The sequence below is a fragment of the Providencia lanzhouensis genome, from assembly GCF_050469745.1.
Taxonomy (GTDB): domain Bacteria; phylum Pseudomonadota; class Gammaproteobacteria; order Enterobacterales; family Enterobacteriaceae; genus Providencia; species Providencia lanzhouensis.
This window is the reverse complement of sequence record NZ_CP174123.1, coordinates 3,025,665-3,041,266: the sequence shown is the minus strand read 5'-3', so window position 1 is coordinate 3,041,266 and position 15,602 is coordinate 3,025,665. Positions and strand designations below refer to the sequence as shown.

17 protein-coding genes are annotated in these 15,602 nt (G+C 46.1%); 13 read left to right on the top strand and 4 right to left on the bottom strand.

Annotated features, from left to right (window positions below; all coding sequences use genetic code 11):
- Positions 1–21: 21 nt before the first annotated feature.
- The 4 genes from nrfD to nrfA are packed head-to-tail and all read right to left on the bottom strand — an operon-like array spanning position 22 to position 3,694.
- Positions 22–978, bottom strand: a complete 957-nt coding sequence (gene nrfD / locus ACIH2S_RS14430) for a cytochrome c nitrite reductase subunit NrfD (protein WP_430247632.1) — start codon at positions 976–978, stop codon at positions 22–24.
- On the bottom strand, positions 975–1,646 hold the full coding sequence (gene nrfC / locus ACIH2S_RS14425; protein ID WP_108478307.1) for a cytochrome c nitrite reductase Fe-S protein: 672 nt from the start codon (positions 1,644–1,646) through the stop codon (positions 975–977). Before nrfC ends, nrfD begins: the two co-directional genes overlap by 4 nt.
- A complete protein-coding gene (nrfB, locus tag ACIH2S_RS14420; RefSeq protein ID WP_036952108.1) occupies positions 1,643–2,215 on the bottom strand; it encodes a cytochrome c nitrite reductase pentaheme subunit in 573 nt (190 codons plus the stop codon). Before nrfB ends, nrfC begins: the two co-directional genes overlap by 4 nt.
- Before the next feature lie 45 nt (positions 2,216–2,260).
- Complete coding sequence (gene nrfA, locus ACIH2S_RS14415; RefSeq protein ID WP_430247631.1) at positions 2,261–3,694, bottom strand: ammonia-forming nitrite reductase cytochrome c552 subunit; 1,434 nt, start codon at positions 3,692–3,694, stop codon at positions 2,261–2,263.
- A gap of 758 nt (positions 3,695–4,452) precedes the next feature.
- On the opposite strand from nrfA, the gene napF reads away from it, so the two are divergent.
- From napF to ACIH2S_RS14350, 13 genes are all read left to right on the top strand, one after another.
- Positions 4,453–4,944 carry a ferredoxin-type protein NapF gene (napF, locus tag ACIH2S_RS14410; protein WP_108478306.1) on the top strand — a complete coding sequence of 164 codons (492 nt, stop codon included), beginning with the start codon at positions 4,453–4,455 and terminating at the stop codon, positions 4,942–4,944.
- Positions 4,928–5,197 (top strand): chaperone NapD, encoded by a 270-nt coding sequence (gene napD, locus ACIH2S_RS14405; RefSeq protein WP_006660695.1) that lies wholly within the window; start codon positions 4,928–4,930, stop codon positions 5,195–5,197. Before napF ends, napD begins: the two co-directional genes overlap by 17 nt.
- A complete protein-coding gene (gene napA, locus ACIH2S_RS14400) occupies positions 5,194–7,680 on the top strand; it encodes a nitrate reductase catalytic subunit NapA (protein ID WP_036952103.1) in 2,487 nt (828 codons plus the stop codon). Before napD ends, napA begins: the two co-directional genes overlap by 4 nt.
- 6 nt (positions 7,681–7,686) lie before the next feature.
- Complete coding sequence (gene napG / locus ACIH2S_RS14395; RefSeq protein ID WP_036952102.1) at positions 7,687–8,382, top strand: ferredoxin-type protein NapG; 696 nt, start codon at positions 7,687–7,689, stop codon at positions 8,380–8,382.
- Positions 8,369–9,232 carry a quinol dehydrogenase ferredoxin subunit NapH gene (napH, locus tag ACIH2S_RS14390; protein WP_036952100.1) on the top strand — a complete coding sequence of 288 codons (864 nt, stop codon included), beginning with the start codon at positions 8,369–8,371 and terminating at the stop codon, positions 9,230–9,232. The genes napG and napH overlap by 14 nt, the downstream gene beginning before the upstream one ends.
- Positions 9,229–9,678 (top strand): nitrate reductase cytochrome c-type subunit, encoded by a 450-nt coding sequence (gene napB, locus ACIH2S_RS14385; RefSeq protein ID WP_036952098.1) that lies wholly within the window; start codon positions 9,229–9,231, stop codon positions 9,676–9,678. Before napH ends, napB begins: the two co-directional genes overlap by 4 nt.
- 9 nt (positions 9,679–9,687) lie before the next feature.
- Complete coding sequence (gene napC, locus ACIH2S_RS14380; protein ID WP_036952097.1) at positions 9,688–10,290, top strand: cytochrome c-type protein NapC; 603 nt, start codon at positions 9,688–9,690, stop codon at positions 10,288–10,290.
- A gap of 136 nt (positions 10,291–10,426) precedes the next feature.
- Positions 10,427–11,179 carry a heme ABC transporter permease gene (locus ACIH2S_RS14375; protein ID WP_036952096.1) on the top strand — a complete coding sequence of 251 codons (753 nt, stop codon included), beginning with the start codon at positions 10,427–10,429 and terminating at the stop codon, positions 11,177–11,179.
- Positions 11,179–11,391, top strand: coding sequence for a heme exporter protein CcmD (gene ccmD, locus ACIH2S_RS14370; protein ID WP_036952095.1), 213 nt, complete (start codon positions 11,179–11,181; stop codon positions 11,389–11,391). Before ACIH2S_RS14375 ends, ccmD begins: the two co-directional genes overlap by 1 nt.
- Positions 11,388–11,867, top strand: coding sequence for a cytochrome c maturation protein CcmE (gene ccmE / locus ACIH2S_RS14365; RefSeq protein ID WP_036952093.1), 480 nt, complete (start codon positions 11,388–11,390; stop codon positions 11,865–11,867). Before ccmD ends, ccmE begins: the two co-directional genes overlap by 4 nt.
- Positions 11,864–13,795 (top strand): heme lyase CcmF/NrfE family subunit, encoded by a 1,932-nt coding sequence (locus ACIH2S_RS14360; protein ID WP_108478304.1) that lies wholly within the window; start codon positions 11,864–11,866, stop codon positions 13,793–13,795. The genes ccmE and ACIH2S_RS14360 overlap by 4 nt, the downstream gene beginning before the upstream one ends.
- Entirely contained in the window at positions 13,792–14,349 is a 558-nt protein-coding gene (gene dsbE / locus ACIH2S_RS14355; RefSeq protein ID WP_036952089.1) for a thiol:disulfide interchange protein DsbE, read from the top strand. The genes ACIH2S_RS14360 and dsbE overlap by 4 nt, the downstream gene beginning before the upstream one ends.
- Positions 14,346–15,419 carry a cytochrome c-type biogenesis protein CcmH gene (locus tag ACIH2S_RS14350; protein ID WP_036952087.1) on the top strand — a complete coding sequence of 358 codons (1,074 nt, stop codon included), beginning with the start codon at positions 14,346–14,348 and terminating at the stop codon, positions 15,417–15,419. Before dsbE ends, ACIH2S_RS14350 begins: the two co-directional genes overlap by 4 nt.
- Positions 15,420–15,602 lie beyond the last annotated feature (183 nt).

Here is a 15,602-nt window from a genome sequence, read left to right as displayed (position 1 = left end):
ATCACCTTTATTTTAAGTCGGTTATGCGACTGTCAGTTGCCCTGCGTACAGGACGAAAAAACGCAGGAAAAACACGCCAATTAAGCTTGCGCCACTGACCACAATAACCCGAAAAGCTTGGCTACCTTGTTGTTGCCATTTTTTCAACAGGAGGGGAATAACAAAACCAATCCCCACGACGCCAAGCCAGAACCACCACGTCCAGAAACCTCCGCCTAATGCCGCAATTAATGAACGCAGTTTGCCATCATCACCGAGCGCTAGCCCCACAAAGAAGGCCGCTAGCAAAAATATCTCTAACCAGACAACGAAGCTTTCTACGCGGTGTAAAAAGACCGTTTCAGGGTTATGAACATTCTTGCGATAGCGTAGGGCAATTGCCAGTAAACTCACCGCCAGTCCCGACGAAATTCCCGAAAAGAGAAATAGAGCCGGTAATATTGGGTTGTTTAAGAACGGATAGGATTTGAGGGCTGATAACAAGAATCCCGTATAAGCGCCCAGTAATACGGCTAAGACTAGCATAGCAATATCTAACCCGCGCATGATGTGACTTAGCCAGCCTAAAATGCGAGGCACTATCGTTAGCTTAGGTAGCCATTTTTGTTGTAGCCCAACGAGTTCTTGCTCATAAATTTTAGCCAGCCAAACCACTAACACCGCCATGTAAACTTGGAACAGCATTACCCCCATGGACATCACAGAAGTTGGGCTGTAGTGAAACATCAATTTCCAGAACGTCCATGGACGGGTTAAGTGGAAAATGAGGATCAGTAGACCAAGAATAATGGTGGTCGGCGCTAAAATTAGCGTTGTACGCATGATAGTACTATTGCTGGTGGCAGCATTGGGTACATATTGGCGCATCAATACTGCCAGAACCACTAACCCCGCAGAGATACCAATCAAAAACAGGTAAACGGCGATAGGCCAGTCCCAGACTAACGACTCAAAATGAAAAGCTGAAGTGGTTGTCATTGGCTAACCTCCCCATATTTAAAGGGAACTCGGTACATTTTGGGTTTCGTTCCCAGTGCAATTTTGAATCGATAGGTCGGTTTTTCATGGAGCATTAGTGATACCGCACTGTTTGGATCATCTAAATTACCAAACACCAACGCTTTGGTTGGGCAGGCTTCGACACAAGCTGGTTGCTTCCCTTTTTTGAGATTGGTTTTACGGCAAAAATCGCATTTATCGGCGGTTTTGCTGATGGGATGAATAAATCTGACGCGGTAAGGGCAGGCGGCAATACAGTATTGACAACCAACACATAGGTCAGGGTTTACGTCCACAATCCCCGTGGTTTTATCGATGAATGAAGCCCCTGTAGGACAGACATCGACACAAGGGGCATGTTCGCAATGTTGGCAAGAGTGGCGGAAGAACCGATATTTGACGTCAGGAAATTGGCCGATGGGTTCACTACGAATAATCGTTAGGCGTGATACGCCTTCTGGAACTTGGTTGACTTCCCGACATGCATCCATACAGGCGGTACAGCCGATACACAGTGTTTCATCGTGGATCATGCCATATCGCACCCCGTCAACTTTCATGGTATTGGCGAGAGAATGCCCCGCCACACCGCCTACCGCCGCCAGTGCGCCTGAATAGATTATGAATTGACGACGAGAACAACTCATGGCTGCTCCTTAAGAACATTCACCGCAGCGGGGTTAAAGTTCGGGTTATCTCGCTGATCTGAGTGACAATCCACGCAGATTTTGACCTTACCTTTATCGTTCAGCACTTTCATGGTGTCTTGCTTAGGATGGAGGTCATGACAACTCGCGCAAGCCACTTTGGTCACGTGAACATCGTGGGGCCAAAACGCTTTTTGCAGTTGTTCAGGTAAGTGGCAAGATAAACAGACGCTATTTTGTTGTTCCACGCTGTACATTGGATCATTAAACCGCATGACGTCTTTGACGCCTTCACGGTGATTGGGACCCGGTTTGCCGTGACAATTGGTGCACGTCACCGGCAAATTATTATTCGGGTTAATGACCTCAGCATGAGTGCCATGCATCCCTTCTTTATCGGGTTTATGGCAATCAAGGCAAGCATTGTCTGGATTACGCTGCTGCGTAACTTGCCAACGACCGTCTTTGTTAGCTTCTTCAGCCATTTGTGGTGTTGCCGACGCGGATATCGCCCATAACAAGCCTGACGCCAGCACCCCAGCAGTTAATAACGAACGTAGTACGCTCATATTCACTCCATTGGTTATCGCACCCCAGCGAACTGGGGTGAGTGGTTATTTGGCTAACAGGTCGTTTTTACGAGCTTGTGCATCCCATTCAGGTACCACAGTCTTTAAAAACTCTTGTTTTTCGGCATTAATTTTCTGCATATCCAAGCCGATGGCTTGTTGCGCTTTATCTTTGGTGGAGATATCTGGGATCGCGATTTCATGAGTAATGCCTTTTGAACCCAGTAAACGCGCCAGTTTGGCTCGGGCATCTGCGGCTTTATCCATTGCCCCACCAAGCATACGTAACCCTTCATCTGGTGCATGCATGTGGATACCGTGTGACGCGATAGCTAAATCCCAACGCCACTGCGCATGACGGATATCAGCAAGGATATCTTTCATTTCAGCATCGGTTGCGCCTGCATCCCAAGCTGCTTTAGCTTCAAAGTGAGCGCGTACTAACTGATCTTCCACTTTGATTTTCATCTCTTGGATAGCTTTTTTACGCTCAGCAACGATACTCTGAAGTTGCTCTTTGCTTTGGGTATGACAGCTACTACAGGTTTGTTCAAAGTTATCGAATGGATTACCGATTTTATGGCTGGTATACAGTTCCCCTTTTTCGTTTTGCAGTTTTGGCATGTGGCAGTCAATACAGGTCACATTGTTTTTGCCGTGGATACCTGCGCTCCAAGTTTCATACTCAGGGTGTTGGGCTTTGAGCATTGGGGCTTTAGACAGGGAGTTTGTCCAATCAGAGAAGGCAATGTTGTCGTAGTACACTTCCATGTCTTCGACTTTGGTGCCGTTATCCCAAGGGAATTTCACGGCTTTAGTTTCGCCAGAGAAATAATATTCAACGTGGCATTGACCGCATACCATAGATTGTTGGTCGAAGCGGCTCGCTTTATCGAATGGTTTACCGATAGCTTCCATGGCACGTTCTGCGTATGGGCGAGAAAGAGTGAGTTCAGGCTTACCTTTGGCAAACTCAGGTGAGTCTGTTTTGTGGCAATCTGCACAGCCCAATACGTTGACGATTTCAGGGCCTCCTTTTGCCCATTTGCCTTTGAAGTAGCCATCTTCCCCATGTTCCTGAATTAATCGAGCAACGTCAGGGCTTTTACAGCTCCAACATGCCATAGGAAGAGGACCATCTTCAGCATTTTTTGGCGCGCCAGTCCGCAGTGTTTCACGAACATCGATAATCGCATAGGCGTGACCACGAGGTTTATTGTAGTCACGAGAGAAAGGATAACCTGCCCATAAGATGACGAGGCGAGGATCTTCAGCCAGTGCATCTTCTCGTTGTGATTGTTCTGAAGTTGCTCGCCATGAATGGTATTGATCAGGGTGTGCCGCTTCAAACGTTTCGTTTCGAGCGTTGATGGTTGATGTGGAATCTTTTGTTGGAGTTTGTGCCTGTACAGAGGTAAATAGAAATATCCCTGCAAGCACACTCAGTAGGTACAGTGCATTATTTCTTATCTTTGCCATAAGGGCCTCGAGTGTTTTTAAGCCAGCCATCCCATTAGCTGTATTTATTTTTATATTTGATAACAATCGCACTATTGCTATCAGACAATTGCCAACTTATATAATTAGCAAAAAACCACACAAAAAATATTGTCTTTGATCAATAATTAAAATGAGTTTACTTTTTAATCGATGAAAAATAATAAAAATGGAGAAAATTGAATAAATAAAAAAATATTAAATTTTATTTTTTAACGCAGAGTATGGATTAAATCATTAAATAATAATGATTGTTATTTACACTTTGAGTTTTTCATTATCATGCTGATATTTATAATTAATTATATTTTTACTAATACAATGGATTAATAAGTTGGTTAATTTTTGAATTAAAACGTGCGTAAAATCAAAAAAAGTAAATATAGTTTTTTGTAAAAGTGCTCATGATATACTACTTTAGTGGTATATATTTTCATTAATTATAAATTTGACTATTAAAAATAAGGTTTAAATTCGCAAATCATATTTATTAAATGTTAATGAATAATTATAAAACGACCTCAAATCTGCCTTTCTCGATATTTGTACAGTGTCTTCGATGTGAAACGTCAAAGAATGACTATTTTCTTCATAATAACGCCAAAAGTTAGTTTACCTACTAGGTAGTATGTATTTTTGATAGTTAGCTAATTAATATTCACAATAAATAATCATATAAAAAGTACGGTTTATCAGTCTCTTTTAGCAGTTTTTGGTTGGGCAATGTAAAGGAAATAAACATGGTTGATATCACCCGTAGGGGAGTTTTAACGGGGGCTTGGCGTAATGCTGCACCCGTAATTCGACCACCATGGAGTGGTAGCGAAGCACGTTTTATTGAACAGTGCACTCGTTGTAACCAGTGTATCAAGAGTTGTGAAACGGCAATTTTGCAACCAGGTCCTGGTGGCTATCCCATGGTCGATTTTCAGCGTGGTGAATGCACATTCTGTTATGCATGTGCAGAGGCCTGTCCTGAGCCTATATTCCTTCCTCAAAATACCCAGCCTTGGAATATCAAGATTGCCATTGGGCAACACTGTCTGGCGTACAAATCGATTGAATGTCGTCGTTGTGAAGACAGTTGTGAGCCTCAAGTGATCGCCTTTCGTCCATCACTGGCCGGTATTTACCAGCCAAACATTGATATGCAGGGTTGTACAGGTTGTGGCGCATGTGTCGCAGGATGTCCTGTATCAGCCATTACCATGGAGCATGAAGATGCACAATAACTGGCAAGTTTGCAGTTTGATTGTTCAAGTCAAAAGTGAACGCATTCCAGCTGTGACAGATGAATTACATCAAGAACCCAACTGCGAAGTGGCTATTTCCTCCCCTGAAAATGGCAAGTTAATTGTGGTTGTGGAAGGGGAAGACAGCAAAACGCTTTTAGATACTATCGATTTTATCCGTGATATCGATGGTGTATTGGATGTTTCACTGGTTTATCACCAGCAGGATGAGCAATGTGAGGAAAAAGTATGAAACTCAGTCGTCGTAGCTTTATGAAAGCCAATGCGATAGCGGCCGCTGCTGCGGCGGCAGGCGTTGGCGTACCAAGTATTGCGAAAGCAGTGGTTGGTCAGCAAGAAAGCATTAAATGGGATAAAGCACCTTGCCGTTTCTGCGGTACAGGCTGTGGGGTTTTAGTTGGAACGCAAAACGGACGTATCGTTGCGAGCCAAGGTGACCCTGAAGCTCCTGTAAACCGTGGTCTGAACTGCATCAAAGGCTATTTCCTACCAAAAATCATGTACGGAAAAGACCGTTTAACTCAACCGCTTTTGCGTATGAAAGACGGTGAGTACGATAAAAACGGTGAATTTACCCCAATTACATGGGAAAAAGCCTTTGATGTGATGGAAGAGAAAGTCAAAACCACCCTCAAAGAGAAAGGTCCTGAAGGTATCGGAATGTTTGGTTCCGGTCAGTGGACGGTTTGGGAAGGTTATGCTGCATCCAAACTATTTAAAGGTGGCTTCCGTTCAAATAACTTAGACCCAAATGCACGTCACTGTATGGCATCAGCGGTTGTAGGCTTTATGCGTACCTTTGGTATGGATGAACCGATGGGCTGTTACGATGATATCGAACATGCAGATGCTTTCGTGCTGTGGGGTTCGAACATGGCGGAAATGCACCCAATTTTATGGTCGCGTATCACCAACCGTCGTCTATCTAACCCTGATGTTCGTGTCGCTGTACTGTCTACATTTAAACACCGTAGCTTCGAATTAGCGGATAACGGCATTGTCTTTACGCCGCAATCAGACTTAGTGATCCTCAACTACATCGCTAACTACATTATTCAAAACAATGCGGTGAATCAGGACTTCCTTGATAAACACGTTAATTTACGTCGTGGGGTTACTGATATTGGTTATGGTTTACGTCCAACGCATCCTTTAGAGCAAAAGGCGAAAAACCCAGGTTCGGATGCCTCTGAGCCAATGACATTCGAAGATTACAAAGCGTTTGTTGCGGAATATACCCTCGACAAAACCGCTGAAATGACGGGTGTTCCGAAAGATCAGTTAGAAGCGCTAGCTAAGCTGTATGCAGATCCTAACGTGAAAGTCGTTTCCTACTGGACAATGGGCTTCAACCAGCACACGCGTGGCGTCTGGGCGAATAACTTGGCATACAACCTGCACTTATTGACCGGTAAAATTTCTCAACCAGGTTGTGGACCGTTCTCCTTAACAGGTCAACCGTCAGCCTGTGGTACTGCGCGTGAAGTGGGGACGTTCTCTCACCGTTTACCAGCCGACATGGTGGTCACCAACGAAAAACACCGTGAAAAAGTGGAAAACGTGTGGAAATTACCAGCGGGAACTATCCCAGAAAAAGTGGGATTACACGCTGTTGCTCAAGACCGCGCATTAAAAGATGGCAAGCTCAATTTCTATTGGGTGATGTGCAATAACAATATGCAGGCGGGTCCAAATATTAATGAAGAGCGTATGCCAGGTTGGCGCGACCCACGCAACTTTATTGTGGTTTCAGACCCATACCCAACTGTCAGCGCACTGTCTGCTGACCTGATTTTACCGACAGCGATGTGGGTAGAAAAAGAAGGGGCATACGGTAACGCAGAGCGTCGTACACAATTCTGGCGTCAACAAGTGCCAGCACCGGGCGAAGCAAAATCTGACTTAATGCAGATGGTGCTGTTCTCTCGTCGCTTCAAAGCGGAAGACGTTTGGCCGGAAGAGTTATTAGCGAAGAAACCAGAATATCGCGGAAAAACGTTATACGACATTCTGTTTGCTAACGAATCAGTGACCAAATTCCCAATTACAGAACTGGCGGCTGACCAGCTGAATGATGAATCTCGTGAACTCGGCTTCTACCTGCAAAAAGGGCTGTTTGAGGAGTACGCAAGTTTCGGTCGTGGTCATGGTCATGACTTAGCGGATTTCGATGCATACCACAAAGCTCGCGGTATCCGCTGGCCAGTTGTGGATGGTAAAGAGACCCAATGGCGCTACAGCGAAGGTAATGACCCTTACGTAAAAGCTGGACAAGGTTTCCAATTCTACGGCAAGCCAGATGGTAAAGCGGTGATTTTCGCACTGCCATTTGAACCAGCCGCAGAAGCGCCAGATGCTGAATACGATTTATGGTTATCCACCGGACGTGTTCTTGAGCATTGGCATACCGGCAGTATGACTCGCCGCGTGCCTGAGTTGCACCGTGCATTCCCTGAGTCCGTGGTGTTTATGAACCCGCTGGATGCAAAAGCGAAAGACTTGCGCCGTGGGGATAAAGTGAAAGTGCTTTCTCGCCGTGGGGAAGTGCTCTCAACCGTGGAAACTCGTGGTCGTAACCGCCCACCAAAAGGTTTGATTTATATGGCATTCTTCGATGCATCTCAGTTAGTGAATAACCTCACTCTGGATGCAACGGATCCGCTATCGAAAGAGACGGATTACAAGAAATGTGCAGTTAAATTGGAAAAGGTGTAATTGCGTATGTCCCAGAAACCGAGTTCCCAGAATAGTCGCCGCCGTTTTTTGCGTGATGTTGCTCGCGCAGCGGGTGGACTGGCGGCTGTTGGTGTGGTACTGGGGCTTCAGCAACAAACCTCCCGAGCGAGCGGAGTGCATCTTCGCCCGCCGGGTGCCTTAGACGAAAGTGCCTTTGCAAGTGCCTGTGTACGCTGTGGTCAATGTGTGCAAGCGTGTCCTTACGACATGTTGAAGCTTGCTACGTTGGCGTCTGGCATGGCAGCGGGTACACCGTATTTTATTGCTCGCGAAAACCCGTGCGAAATGTGTGAAGACATTCCTTGCGCCAAAGTGTGCCCAAGTGGTGCGTTGGATAAGGATATTGCTTCTATCAATGATGCTCGTATGGGGCTAGCAGTGTTACTCGACCAAGAGAACTGCTTGAACTTTCAAGGGTTACGATGCGATGTGTGCTACCGAGTTTGCCCTGTGATTGACGAAGCTATCACACTGGAACTTGAACAAAACCATCGAACCGGTAAACACGCGCGTTTCTTGCCGACTGTGAACAGTAATTACTGTACGGGGTGCGGTAAATGCGAACAAGCGTGTGTGCTTGAGGAATCAGCAATTAAAGTATTGCCACGTTCGCTGGCGAAAGGGGAATTAGGTCACCATTACCGTTTTGGTTGGCTGGAGGGAAACAATGGCAAATCGTAAGCACGATGCCGGACGTGAGGCTCTGGCGAAAAAAGGGTGGTGGGGAAGCCATAAATGGTTGGTATTAAGACGTACCAGTCAGTTGTTAGTGTTAGCCATGTTTTTGAGTGGTCCATGGTTAGGCGTGTGGATCTTACATGGTAATTACAGTAGCAGTTTATTGCTGGATACGATCCCATTGACGGATCCGCTAATTACTCTTGAAAGCTTAGCAAGTGGTTACTTACCGGGGATCTCCGCGTTAATCGGTGCCGGGATTGTTTTGGGGGTGTATGCCCTGTTAGGAAAACGGGTTTTCTGTAGTTGGGTGTGCCCTGTTAATCCGGTCACGGATGCGGCGGCATGGCTACGTCGAAAATTCGAATTCAATCAATCCGCCACGATCCCACGTTACATCCGCTATGTTTTGCTGGGTGTCATTTTGTTGGGATCGGCATTAACAGGTACGTTGCTTTGGGAATGGATTAACCCCGTTTCTCTGATGGGACGTAGCTTGATTTTTGGTTTTGGTAGCGGCGCTTTAGTTTTAGTTGCACTTTTTTTATTCGATTTATTGGTCGTGGAACATGGTTGGTGTGGTCACTTATGCCCACTCGGCGCACTGTATGGTGTCGCGGGGTGTAAAGGGGCTTTAGTCGTGACCGCCCATAAAAAAGAGCAGTGTAATCGCTGTATGGATTGTTTCCACGTTTGTCCTGAGCCGCAAGTTTTGCGCGTTCCGGTTCTTGATAAACAAGCCCCAGCACAGATCACGGCGAAAGATTGCACGACGTGTGGTCGCTGTATTGATGTCTGTTCTGAGGACGTTTTTAAAATAACACTAAAATGGAGTTCGGGAGCTAAATCATGAAAAACCCTGTCCTGAAAAGAACTTTAAGCCGTTGGATAGCGGGTATGGCCGTTGTCGTGAGCAGTTTTGCATGGTCGGCGAATGGCGTCGATCTGGCTCAATCACCAGAAGTGTCAGGCACACCAGAAAGTGGCATTCATATTCCTAAAGAGCAGGAAAAAATGGCACTGAACTACGTTAACCAGCCACCGATGATCCCTCACAGTGTTGAAGGGTATCAAATTACCACGAACACAAACCGTTGTTTGCAGTGCCATGGTGTGGAAAATTATCGTACCACTGGCGCACCACGTATTAGCCCAACACACTTTATGGATGCAACTGGTAAAGTATTAGGTGAAGTGGCACCAAATCGTTATTTCTGCTTACAGTGTCATGTTCCTCAATCTGATACTGCGCCGATTATCGATAATACCTTTACCCCATCTAAAGGCTTCGGGAAATAAGGGGCGGATATGACTAATAAAAGTGATAAACCGGGGATCATTCGCCGAGTTTGGCAGTGGTGGTGGCGCCCAAGCCGTTTAGCGTTGGGAACGTTGTTGATTATCGGTTTCGTTGGCGGTGTTATTTTCTGGGGCGGTTTCAATACCGGAATGGAAAAAGCGAACACGGAAGAGTTCTGTATTAGCTGCCATGAAATGCGTGAAAACGTCTACGAAGAGTATATGGATACCATTCACTATACTAACCGTAGTGGGGTGAGAGCGACATGCCCTGATTGCCACGTACCTCATGAGTTTGTGCCAAAAATGGTGAGAAAAATCAAAGCCAGTAAAGAGTTATACGGTAAGATTTTTGGCGTGATTGATACACCACAAAAATTTGAAGCTCATCGTCTAGAAATGGCGCAGAACGAGTGGCGGCGGATGAAGGATAATAACTCCCAAGAGTGTCGTAACTGCCACAACTTCGACTATATGGATTTTACCGCTCAAAAAAGTGTCGCTGCAAAAATGCATGACCAAGCGTTAAAAGACGGAAAAACCTGTATTGATTGCCATAAAGGTATTGCGCATAAGTTACCAGATATGCGAGAAGTGGAACCAGGCTTCTAAGAAATAGGCTAGCTGGCTAATTGAGTCAGCTAGCCTAAGTTGTATTTGTGATAAATCAATAAAATTACGTGGTTTTTGTGTATTGTAGCTATTATTAATGCACAGCATTTTGTGAGATAAATCGGGGCTATTAACTATGTGGAAAAAGCTTCACCAATTAGCAATTCCAATGAACTTATATAGAATATGTGGGCGACTGGCTCCATGGTTCATTGTGTTAAGTGTGATCTTTCTGGCGGTGGGCTGGGTTTGGGGCTTTGGTTTTGCACCAACCGATAAAACACAGAGTGATAGCTACCGGATCATTTATATTCACGTCCCCGCGGCCATGTGGTCGATGGGGATTTATGCCACTATGGCTATCACGGCGTTCATCGGTCTTGTGTGGCAGATGAAAATTTCTGAGTTAGCTATTGCTGCAATGGCACCCGTCGGCGCTGTATTCACCTTTATCGCGCTTGTCACCGGCGCCACATGGGGTAAACCAATGTGGGGAGCTTGGTGGGTATGGGATGCGCGCCTGACATCTGAATTGATCCTGTTATTCTTATATGTTGGGATCATTGCCCTGTGGCACGCATTTGATGACCGCCGTACAGCAGGAAAAGCGGCTGCCATTTTAGTGTTAATTGGGGTGATCAATTTGCCGATTATTCACTACTCAGTTGAGTGGTGGCAAACTCTGCATCAACCATCAACACGTATGCAAGAAAGCATTAACCCAGCGATGCGTACACCATTACGTTTAGCTATTTTGGGGTATTTATTCCTGTTTATTTCGTTGACACTAATTCGTCTGCGTAACCAACTGTTAATGTTAGAGCGTAACCGACCTTGGGTACTGGAACTGATGACTAAGCGAGAAAATAGCCATGAGAGGAAATCATAATGAATAGTGCATTTGCCTCTTGGAGTGACTTCATCGCCATGGGTGGATATGGATTTTATGTTTGGTTAGCTGTTGCGCTAACCCTTTTGCCATTAGCAGCATTGTGTATCCATACCTATATTCAACGAAAAATGATTTTTAGCGCGATTGTTCAGCAACAAGCGCGAGAAGCAAGACAAAAAGCCGCTAGAGCGCGCAGGGAGGGGATGTGAATATTCGTCGCCGTAACCGACTGTGGTTGGTTTCATCCATTATTTTAGGTGTTGGGCTGACTTTTTCATTGGTGCTATACGCCTTAAGTTCCAGTATCGACCTGTTTTATACCCCTGGTGAAGTGATTTACGGGAAGCGAGAAACGCAAAAAGTACCTGAAGTCGGGCAGCGTTTACGCGTGGGTGGCATGGTGATGCCTGGCTCCGTTGTGCGCGACCCAGACTCGCTGAAAGTGACTTTTACCGTTTATGATGCGGAAGCCGAAATTGACGTGAGCTATGACGGTATCTTGCCTGATTTATTCAAAGAGGGGCAGGGTGTGGTGGTGCAAGGGGAATTAGAACCAAATAACCATGTGATGGCGAAAGAAGTGTTAGCCAAACATGATGAAAACTACACGCCACCAGAAATTGAGCAAGCGATGCAAGAAAACCATAAACGTCCTGCTGCAATGTATAAGGACAATGCATCATGATCCCTGAGATTGGTAATATCCTTCTGTGTTTAGCATTAGGGGTCTCTGTATTACTCTCTTTTTATCCTCTGTGGGGTGTGGCACGTAATGATGCCCGCCTGATGGCGGCATCTAGACCACTAGCTTGGCTGCTTTTCCTGTTTATCGCAGGGGCATTTTTAGTCTTAATTAATGCCTTTGTGGTAAATGATTTCTCCGTCACTTACGTGGCAAATAACTCCAACACGCAATTACCGATTTGGTACCGTGTGGCGGCAACATGGGGCGCTCATGAAGGGTCTCTATTGCTGTGGGTACTGCTCATGAGCGGCTGGACATTTGCGGTGGCGTTATTCAGTTATCGTATGCCTCTGGATATTGTGGCGCGAGTGCTCGCGGTAATGGGTATGGTGAGCGTCGGTTTTTTGCTGTTTATCATTTTTACCTCAAACCCATTCTCTCGCACCTTGCCCTCCTTCCCGATTGAAGGTCGTGACTTGAACCCACTGCTGCAAGATCCAGGACTGATTTTCCACCCGCCATTACTGTACATGGGCTATGTGGGCTTCTCGGTGGCCTTCGCCTTCGCCATCGCTGCATTACTCAGTGGGCGCTTAGATAGCTCCTTTACCCGTTTTGCACGCCCTTGGACGCTAGCAGCATGGTTCTTCTTAACACTGGGAATTATGTTAGGGTCGGCGTGGGCATACTACGAATTAGGCTGGGGGGGCTGGTGGTTCTGGGATCCGGTAGAAAATGCCTCCTTTATGCCGTGGTTAGTGGGAACTGCCTTAATCCACTCATTATCAGTCACTGAGCAGCGCGCCACCTTCAAAGCATGGTCGCTATTATTGTCGATATTTGCCTTCTCATTGTGCTTATTGGGTACATTCTTAGTCCGTTCAGGCGTATTGGTTTCGGTGCACGCCTTTGCTTCTGACCCCGCTCGAGGGCTATTTATTCTTGCCTTTATGGTGTTGGTGATCGGCGGCTCGCTGCTTGTCTTTGCGATACGTGGCCATAAAGTACGTTCTAAGGTGAACAACGCATTATGGTCACGGGAATCCCTGCTATTAGGGAATAACGTGATTTTAACCGCCGCCATGTTGGTGGTGTTGTTAGGCACATTGCTGCCGCTTATCCATAAACAAATTGGTTTGGGAACGATTTCGATTGGTGAGCCGTTCTTCAACACTATGTTTATCGCCTTGATGGTACCTTTTGCGCTGTTACTAGGTATTGGACCGCTAGTGCGCTGGGGACGTGATCGTCCTGCGGCTATCCGCAAATTGCTGCTGATGGCGTTAGTGCTGACACTCATTCTCTCTTTCTTGCTGCCTTGGCTAATGCAAGACCGAGTTGAAGCGCTGACAGTGCTGGGCTTAATGATGGCGTGCTGGATTGTTATTTTGGCCTTCGCTGAAATGAAGGTGCGCATCAGTAAAAAAATCAAACTGACCTCAAGCTATTGGGGAATGGTACTGGCTCACCTTGGTTTGGCGGTGACTATCGTGGGGATCGCCTTTAGCCAGAATTACAGTATTGAACGTGATGTGAAAATGAAGCCGGATGATAGCATTGCTATTCGTGGATATACCTTTGTATTTAATGGGGTACATGAAGCAGATGGTCCAAACTATCAAGGGGTGATTGGTACTATCACGGTGAAAGAGAATGACAAGGTGCTCACCACGTTGCATCCAGAAAAACGTTTTTATAGCACCAGCCGTGCAGTGATGACAGAAGCCGCTATTGATGGCGGGATCACCCGTGATTTATACGCGGCTCTGGGTGAGGAGATCTCCCCAAATGTGTGGACACTGCGTTTGTACTATAAACCGTTTGTCCGCTGGATATGGGCGGGTGGCGTATTTATGGCAGTAGGCGCGTTATGCTGCTTGTTTGATTCGCGTTATCGTCGTCGCAAGCTACAAGGGGAAGCTGTATGAATCGCAAAGTCTTTTTAATTCCTTTTGTTATCTTTGCGGCGATTGCTGCCGTGCTGTTATGGCAATTGGTACGTAATGCGGAAGGGGATGATCCCCGCTTGCTAGAGTCTGCCTTGATTGGTAAGCCAGTGCCTGTTTTCCGTTTGGAATCCTTGGAAAATCCGGGGCAGGAATATGACACCAAGGTACTGATCCAAGGGCAGCCAATTTTATTGAATGTCTGGGCGACATGGTGCCCGACTTGCCGTGCTGAGCACCAATATTTGAATCAGTTAGCATCGCAAGGGATCCGCGTTGTGGGAATGAACTATAAAGATGATCGCCAAAAAGCGATCGGCTGGCTGCGCGAATTGGGTAATCCATACGCATTAAGTTTATTCGATGGACAAGGCATGCTGGGACTTGATCTCGGTGTGTATGGCGCGCCTGAAACCTTCTTAATTGATGGGCAAGGGATTATTCGTTATCGCCACGCCGGTGCGGTTGATGAGCGAGTTTGGCAAAACGAGCTGAAGCCGCTGTGGGATCGTTATAGCAAGGAGGCCAATCAATGAAATATGTGATTGCCTTGATGATGTGGGCGCTCAGTGCAGGTGTAAGCTTGGCTTCCACGGAAGTTTTCACGTTTGAAAATGAACAGCAAGAGCAGCAATTTCGTAAATTAACGGAAGAGTTACGTTGCCCGAAATGCCAAAACAACAGTATTGCTGATTCCAACTCGATGATCGCTCTCGATTTGCGCCAGAAAGTGTATGAGCTGATGCAAGAGGGAAAAAGCCGCGATGAAATCGTCGATTATATGGTGGCGAGATATGGTTATTTCGTGACGTATAACCCGCCATTAACGCCGCTGACCGTAATGTTATGGGGGATGCCATTTGTGGCTATCGCCGTTGGGGGATGGTTGATTTACGCCCGTTCTAAAAAACGTGTCAGAGCCAGCCAAGTCGCTCAAAACGATGATGACGAGCCGTTGCCTGAAGCGAGCCGTGTGAGTGCTTGGGTGTATGTTCCTGGCATTGTGATAGCGTTGGGTGTCGCAGGTGCTGCGTATTATGAAGTGGGTAGCTACAGCAAAGTGAAAGATTGGAATGTGGCTTATCAGCAAGCGCCAGCATTGTTAGATAGAGCGCTGAATGCCAATGAGCTTCCACTGAATAATGAAGAGATGGAGAACTTGGCTTTAGGTTTACGTACTCGCCTTCAAGAGGATCCACAGAATATTGATGGCTGGGTGATGCTTGGTCGCATTGGGATGGTATTAGGGAACGCCACCATGGCAACCGATGCTTATGGTCGTGCTTACCGCTTATCCCCTGACGATGATGCGGTCGCATTAGGCTATGCGGAAGTATTAACCCGTTCGTCAGACCCAAGTGATAACCAAGAAGGTAATGAGCTACTCAAAAAGCTGATTGCGAAGAACCGAACTAACGTTAAAGCGCTCAGTATATTTGCGTTTAATGCGTTCGAACAAGGGCGTTATCCCGAAGCAATTTCGGCTTGGCAGATGATGTTAAAGCTGTTGCCTGAGAATGATCAGCGCAGAGCGATTATTGAGCGCAGTGTCGAGCAATCGCTGATGATGCTGCATGAGAAGAAAGAGACACCGGAAGGTAAATAACGCTTTTCGGGGCATCTGGCATTAATGTGATTGAATAAAGGGAGCTTAGGCTCCCTTTATTTTTGATATAAGGATGCAATGTAGTATTGGCGTTCTTTTAAAACTAAATGGTTTTTTAAAATTATATTATTTAGATGTTCTATTATAAAAAAGCGTCTGTATTTTATTGATTTATTATGATTG

What these genes read in the sequence shown, in the direction of transcription:
- dsbE (WP_036952089.1), top strand. Translation starts at nt 13,792, where the DNA reads ATGAATCGCAAAGTCTTTTTAATTCCTTTTGTTATCTTTGCGGCGATT.
- nrfB (WP_036952108.1), bottom strand. Translation starts at nt 2,215, where the DNA reads ATGAGCGTACTACGTTCGTTATTAACTGCTGGGGTGCTGGCGTCAGGC.
- napG (WP_036952102.1), top strand. Translation starts at nt 7,687, where the DNA reads ATGTCCCAGAAACCGAGTTCCCAGAATAGTCGCCGCCGTTTTTTGCGT.
- ccmD (WP_036952095.1), top strand. Translation starts at nt 11,179, where the DNA reads ATGAATAGTGCATTTGCCTCTTGGAGTGACTTCATCGCCATGGGTGGA.
- napB (WP_036952098.1), top strand. Translation starts at nt 9,229, where the DNA reads ATGAAAAACCCTGTCCTGAAAAGAACTTTAAGCCGTTGGATAGCGGGT.
- ACIH2S_RS14350 (WP_036952087.1), top strand. Translation starts at nt 14,346, where the DNA reads ATGAAATATGTGATTGCCTTGATGATGTGGGCGCTCAGTGCAGGTGTA.
- ACIH2S_RS14375 (WP_036952096.1), top strand. Translation starts at nt 10,427, where the DNA reads ATGTGGAAAAAGCTTCACCAATTAGCAATTCCAATGAACTTATATAGA.
- napA (WP_036952103.1), top strand. Translation starts at nt 5,194, where the DNA reads ATGAAACTCAGTCGTCGTAGCTTTATGAAAGCCAATGCGATAGCGGCC.
- napH (WP_036952100.1), top strand. Translation starts at nt 8,369, where the DNA reads ATGGCAAATCGTAAGCACGATGCCGGACGTGAGGCTCTGGCGAAAAAA.
- ACIH2S_RS14360 (WP_108478304.1), top strand. Translation starts at nt 11,864, where the DNA reads ATGATCCCTGAGATTGGTAATATCCTTCTGTGTTTAGCATTAGGGGTC.
- napF (WP_108478306.1), top strand. Translation starts at nt 4,453, where the DNA reads ATGGTTGATATCACCCGTAGGGGAGTTTTAACGGGGGCTTGGCGTAAT.
- nrfD (WP_430247632.1), bottom strand. Translation starts at nt 978, where the DNA reads ATGACAACCACTTCAGCTTTTCATTTTGAGTCGTTAGTCTGGGACTGG.
- napD (WP_006660695.1), top strand. Translation starts at nt 4,928, where the DNA reads ATGAAGATGCACAATAACTGGCAAGTTTGCAGTTTGATTGTTCAAGTC.
- nrfA (WP_430247631.1), bottom strand. Translation starts at nt 3,694, where the DNA reads ATGGCAAAGATAAGAAATAATGCACTGTACCTACTGAGTGTGCTTGCA.
- napC (WP_036952097.1), top strand. Translation starts at nt 9,688, where the DNA reads ATGACTAATAAAAGTGATAAACCGGGGATCATTCGCCGAGTTTGGCAG.
- nrfC (WP_108478307.1), bottom strand. Translation starts at nt 1,646, where the DNA reads ATGAGTTGTTCTCGTCGTCAATTCATAATCTATTCAGGCGCACTGGCG.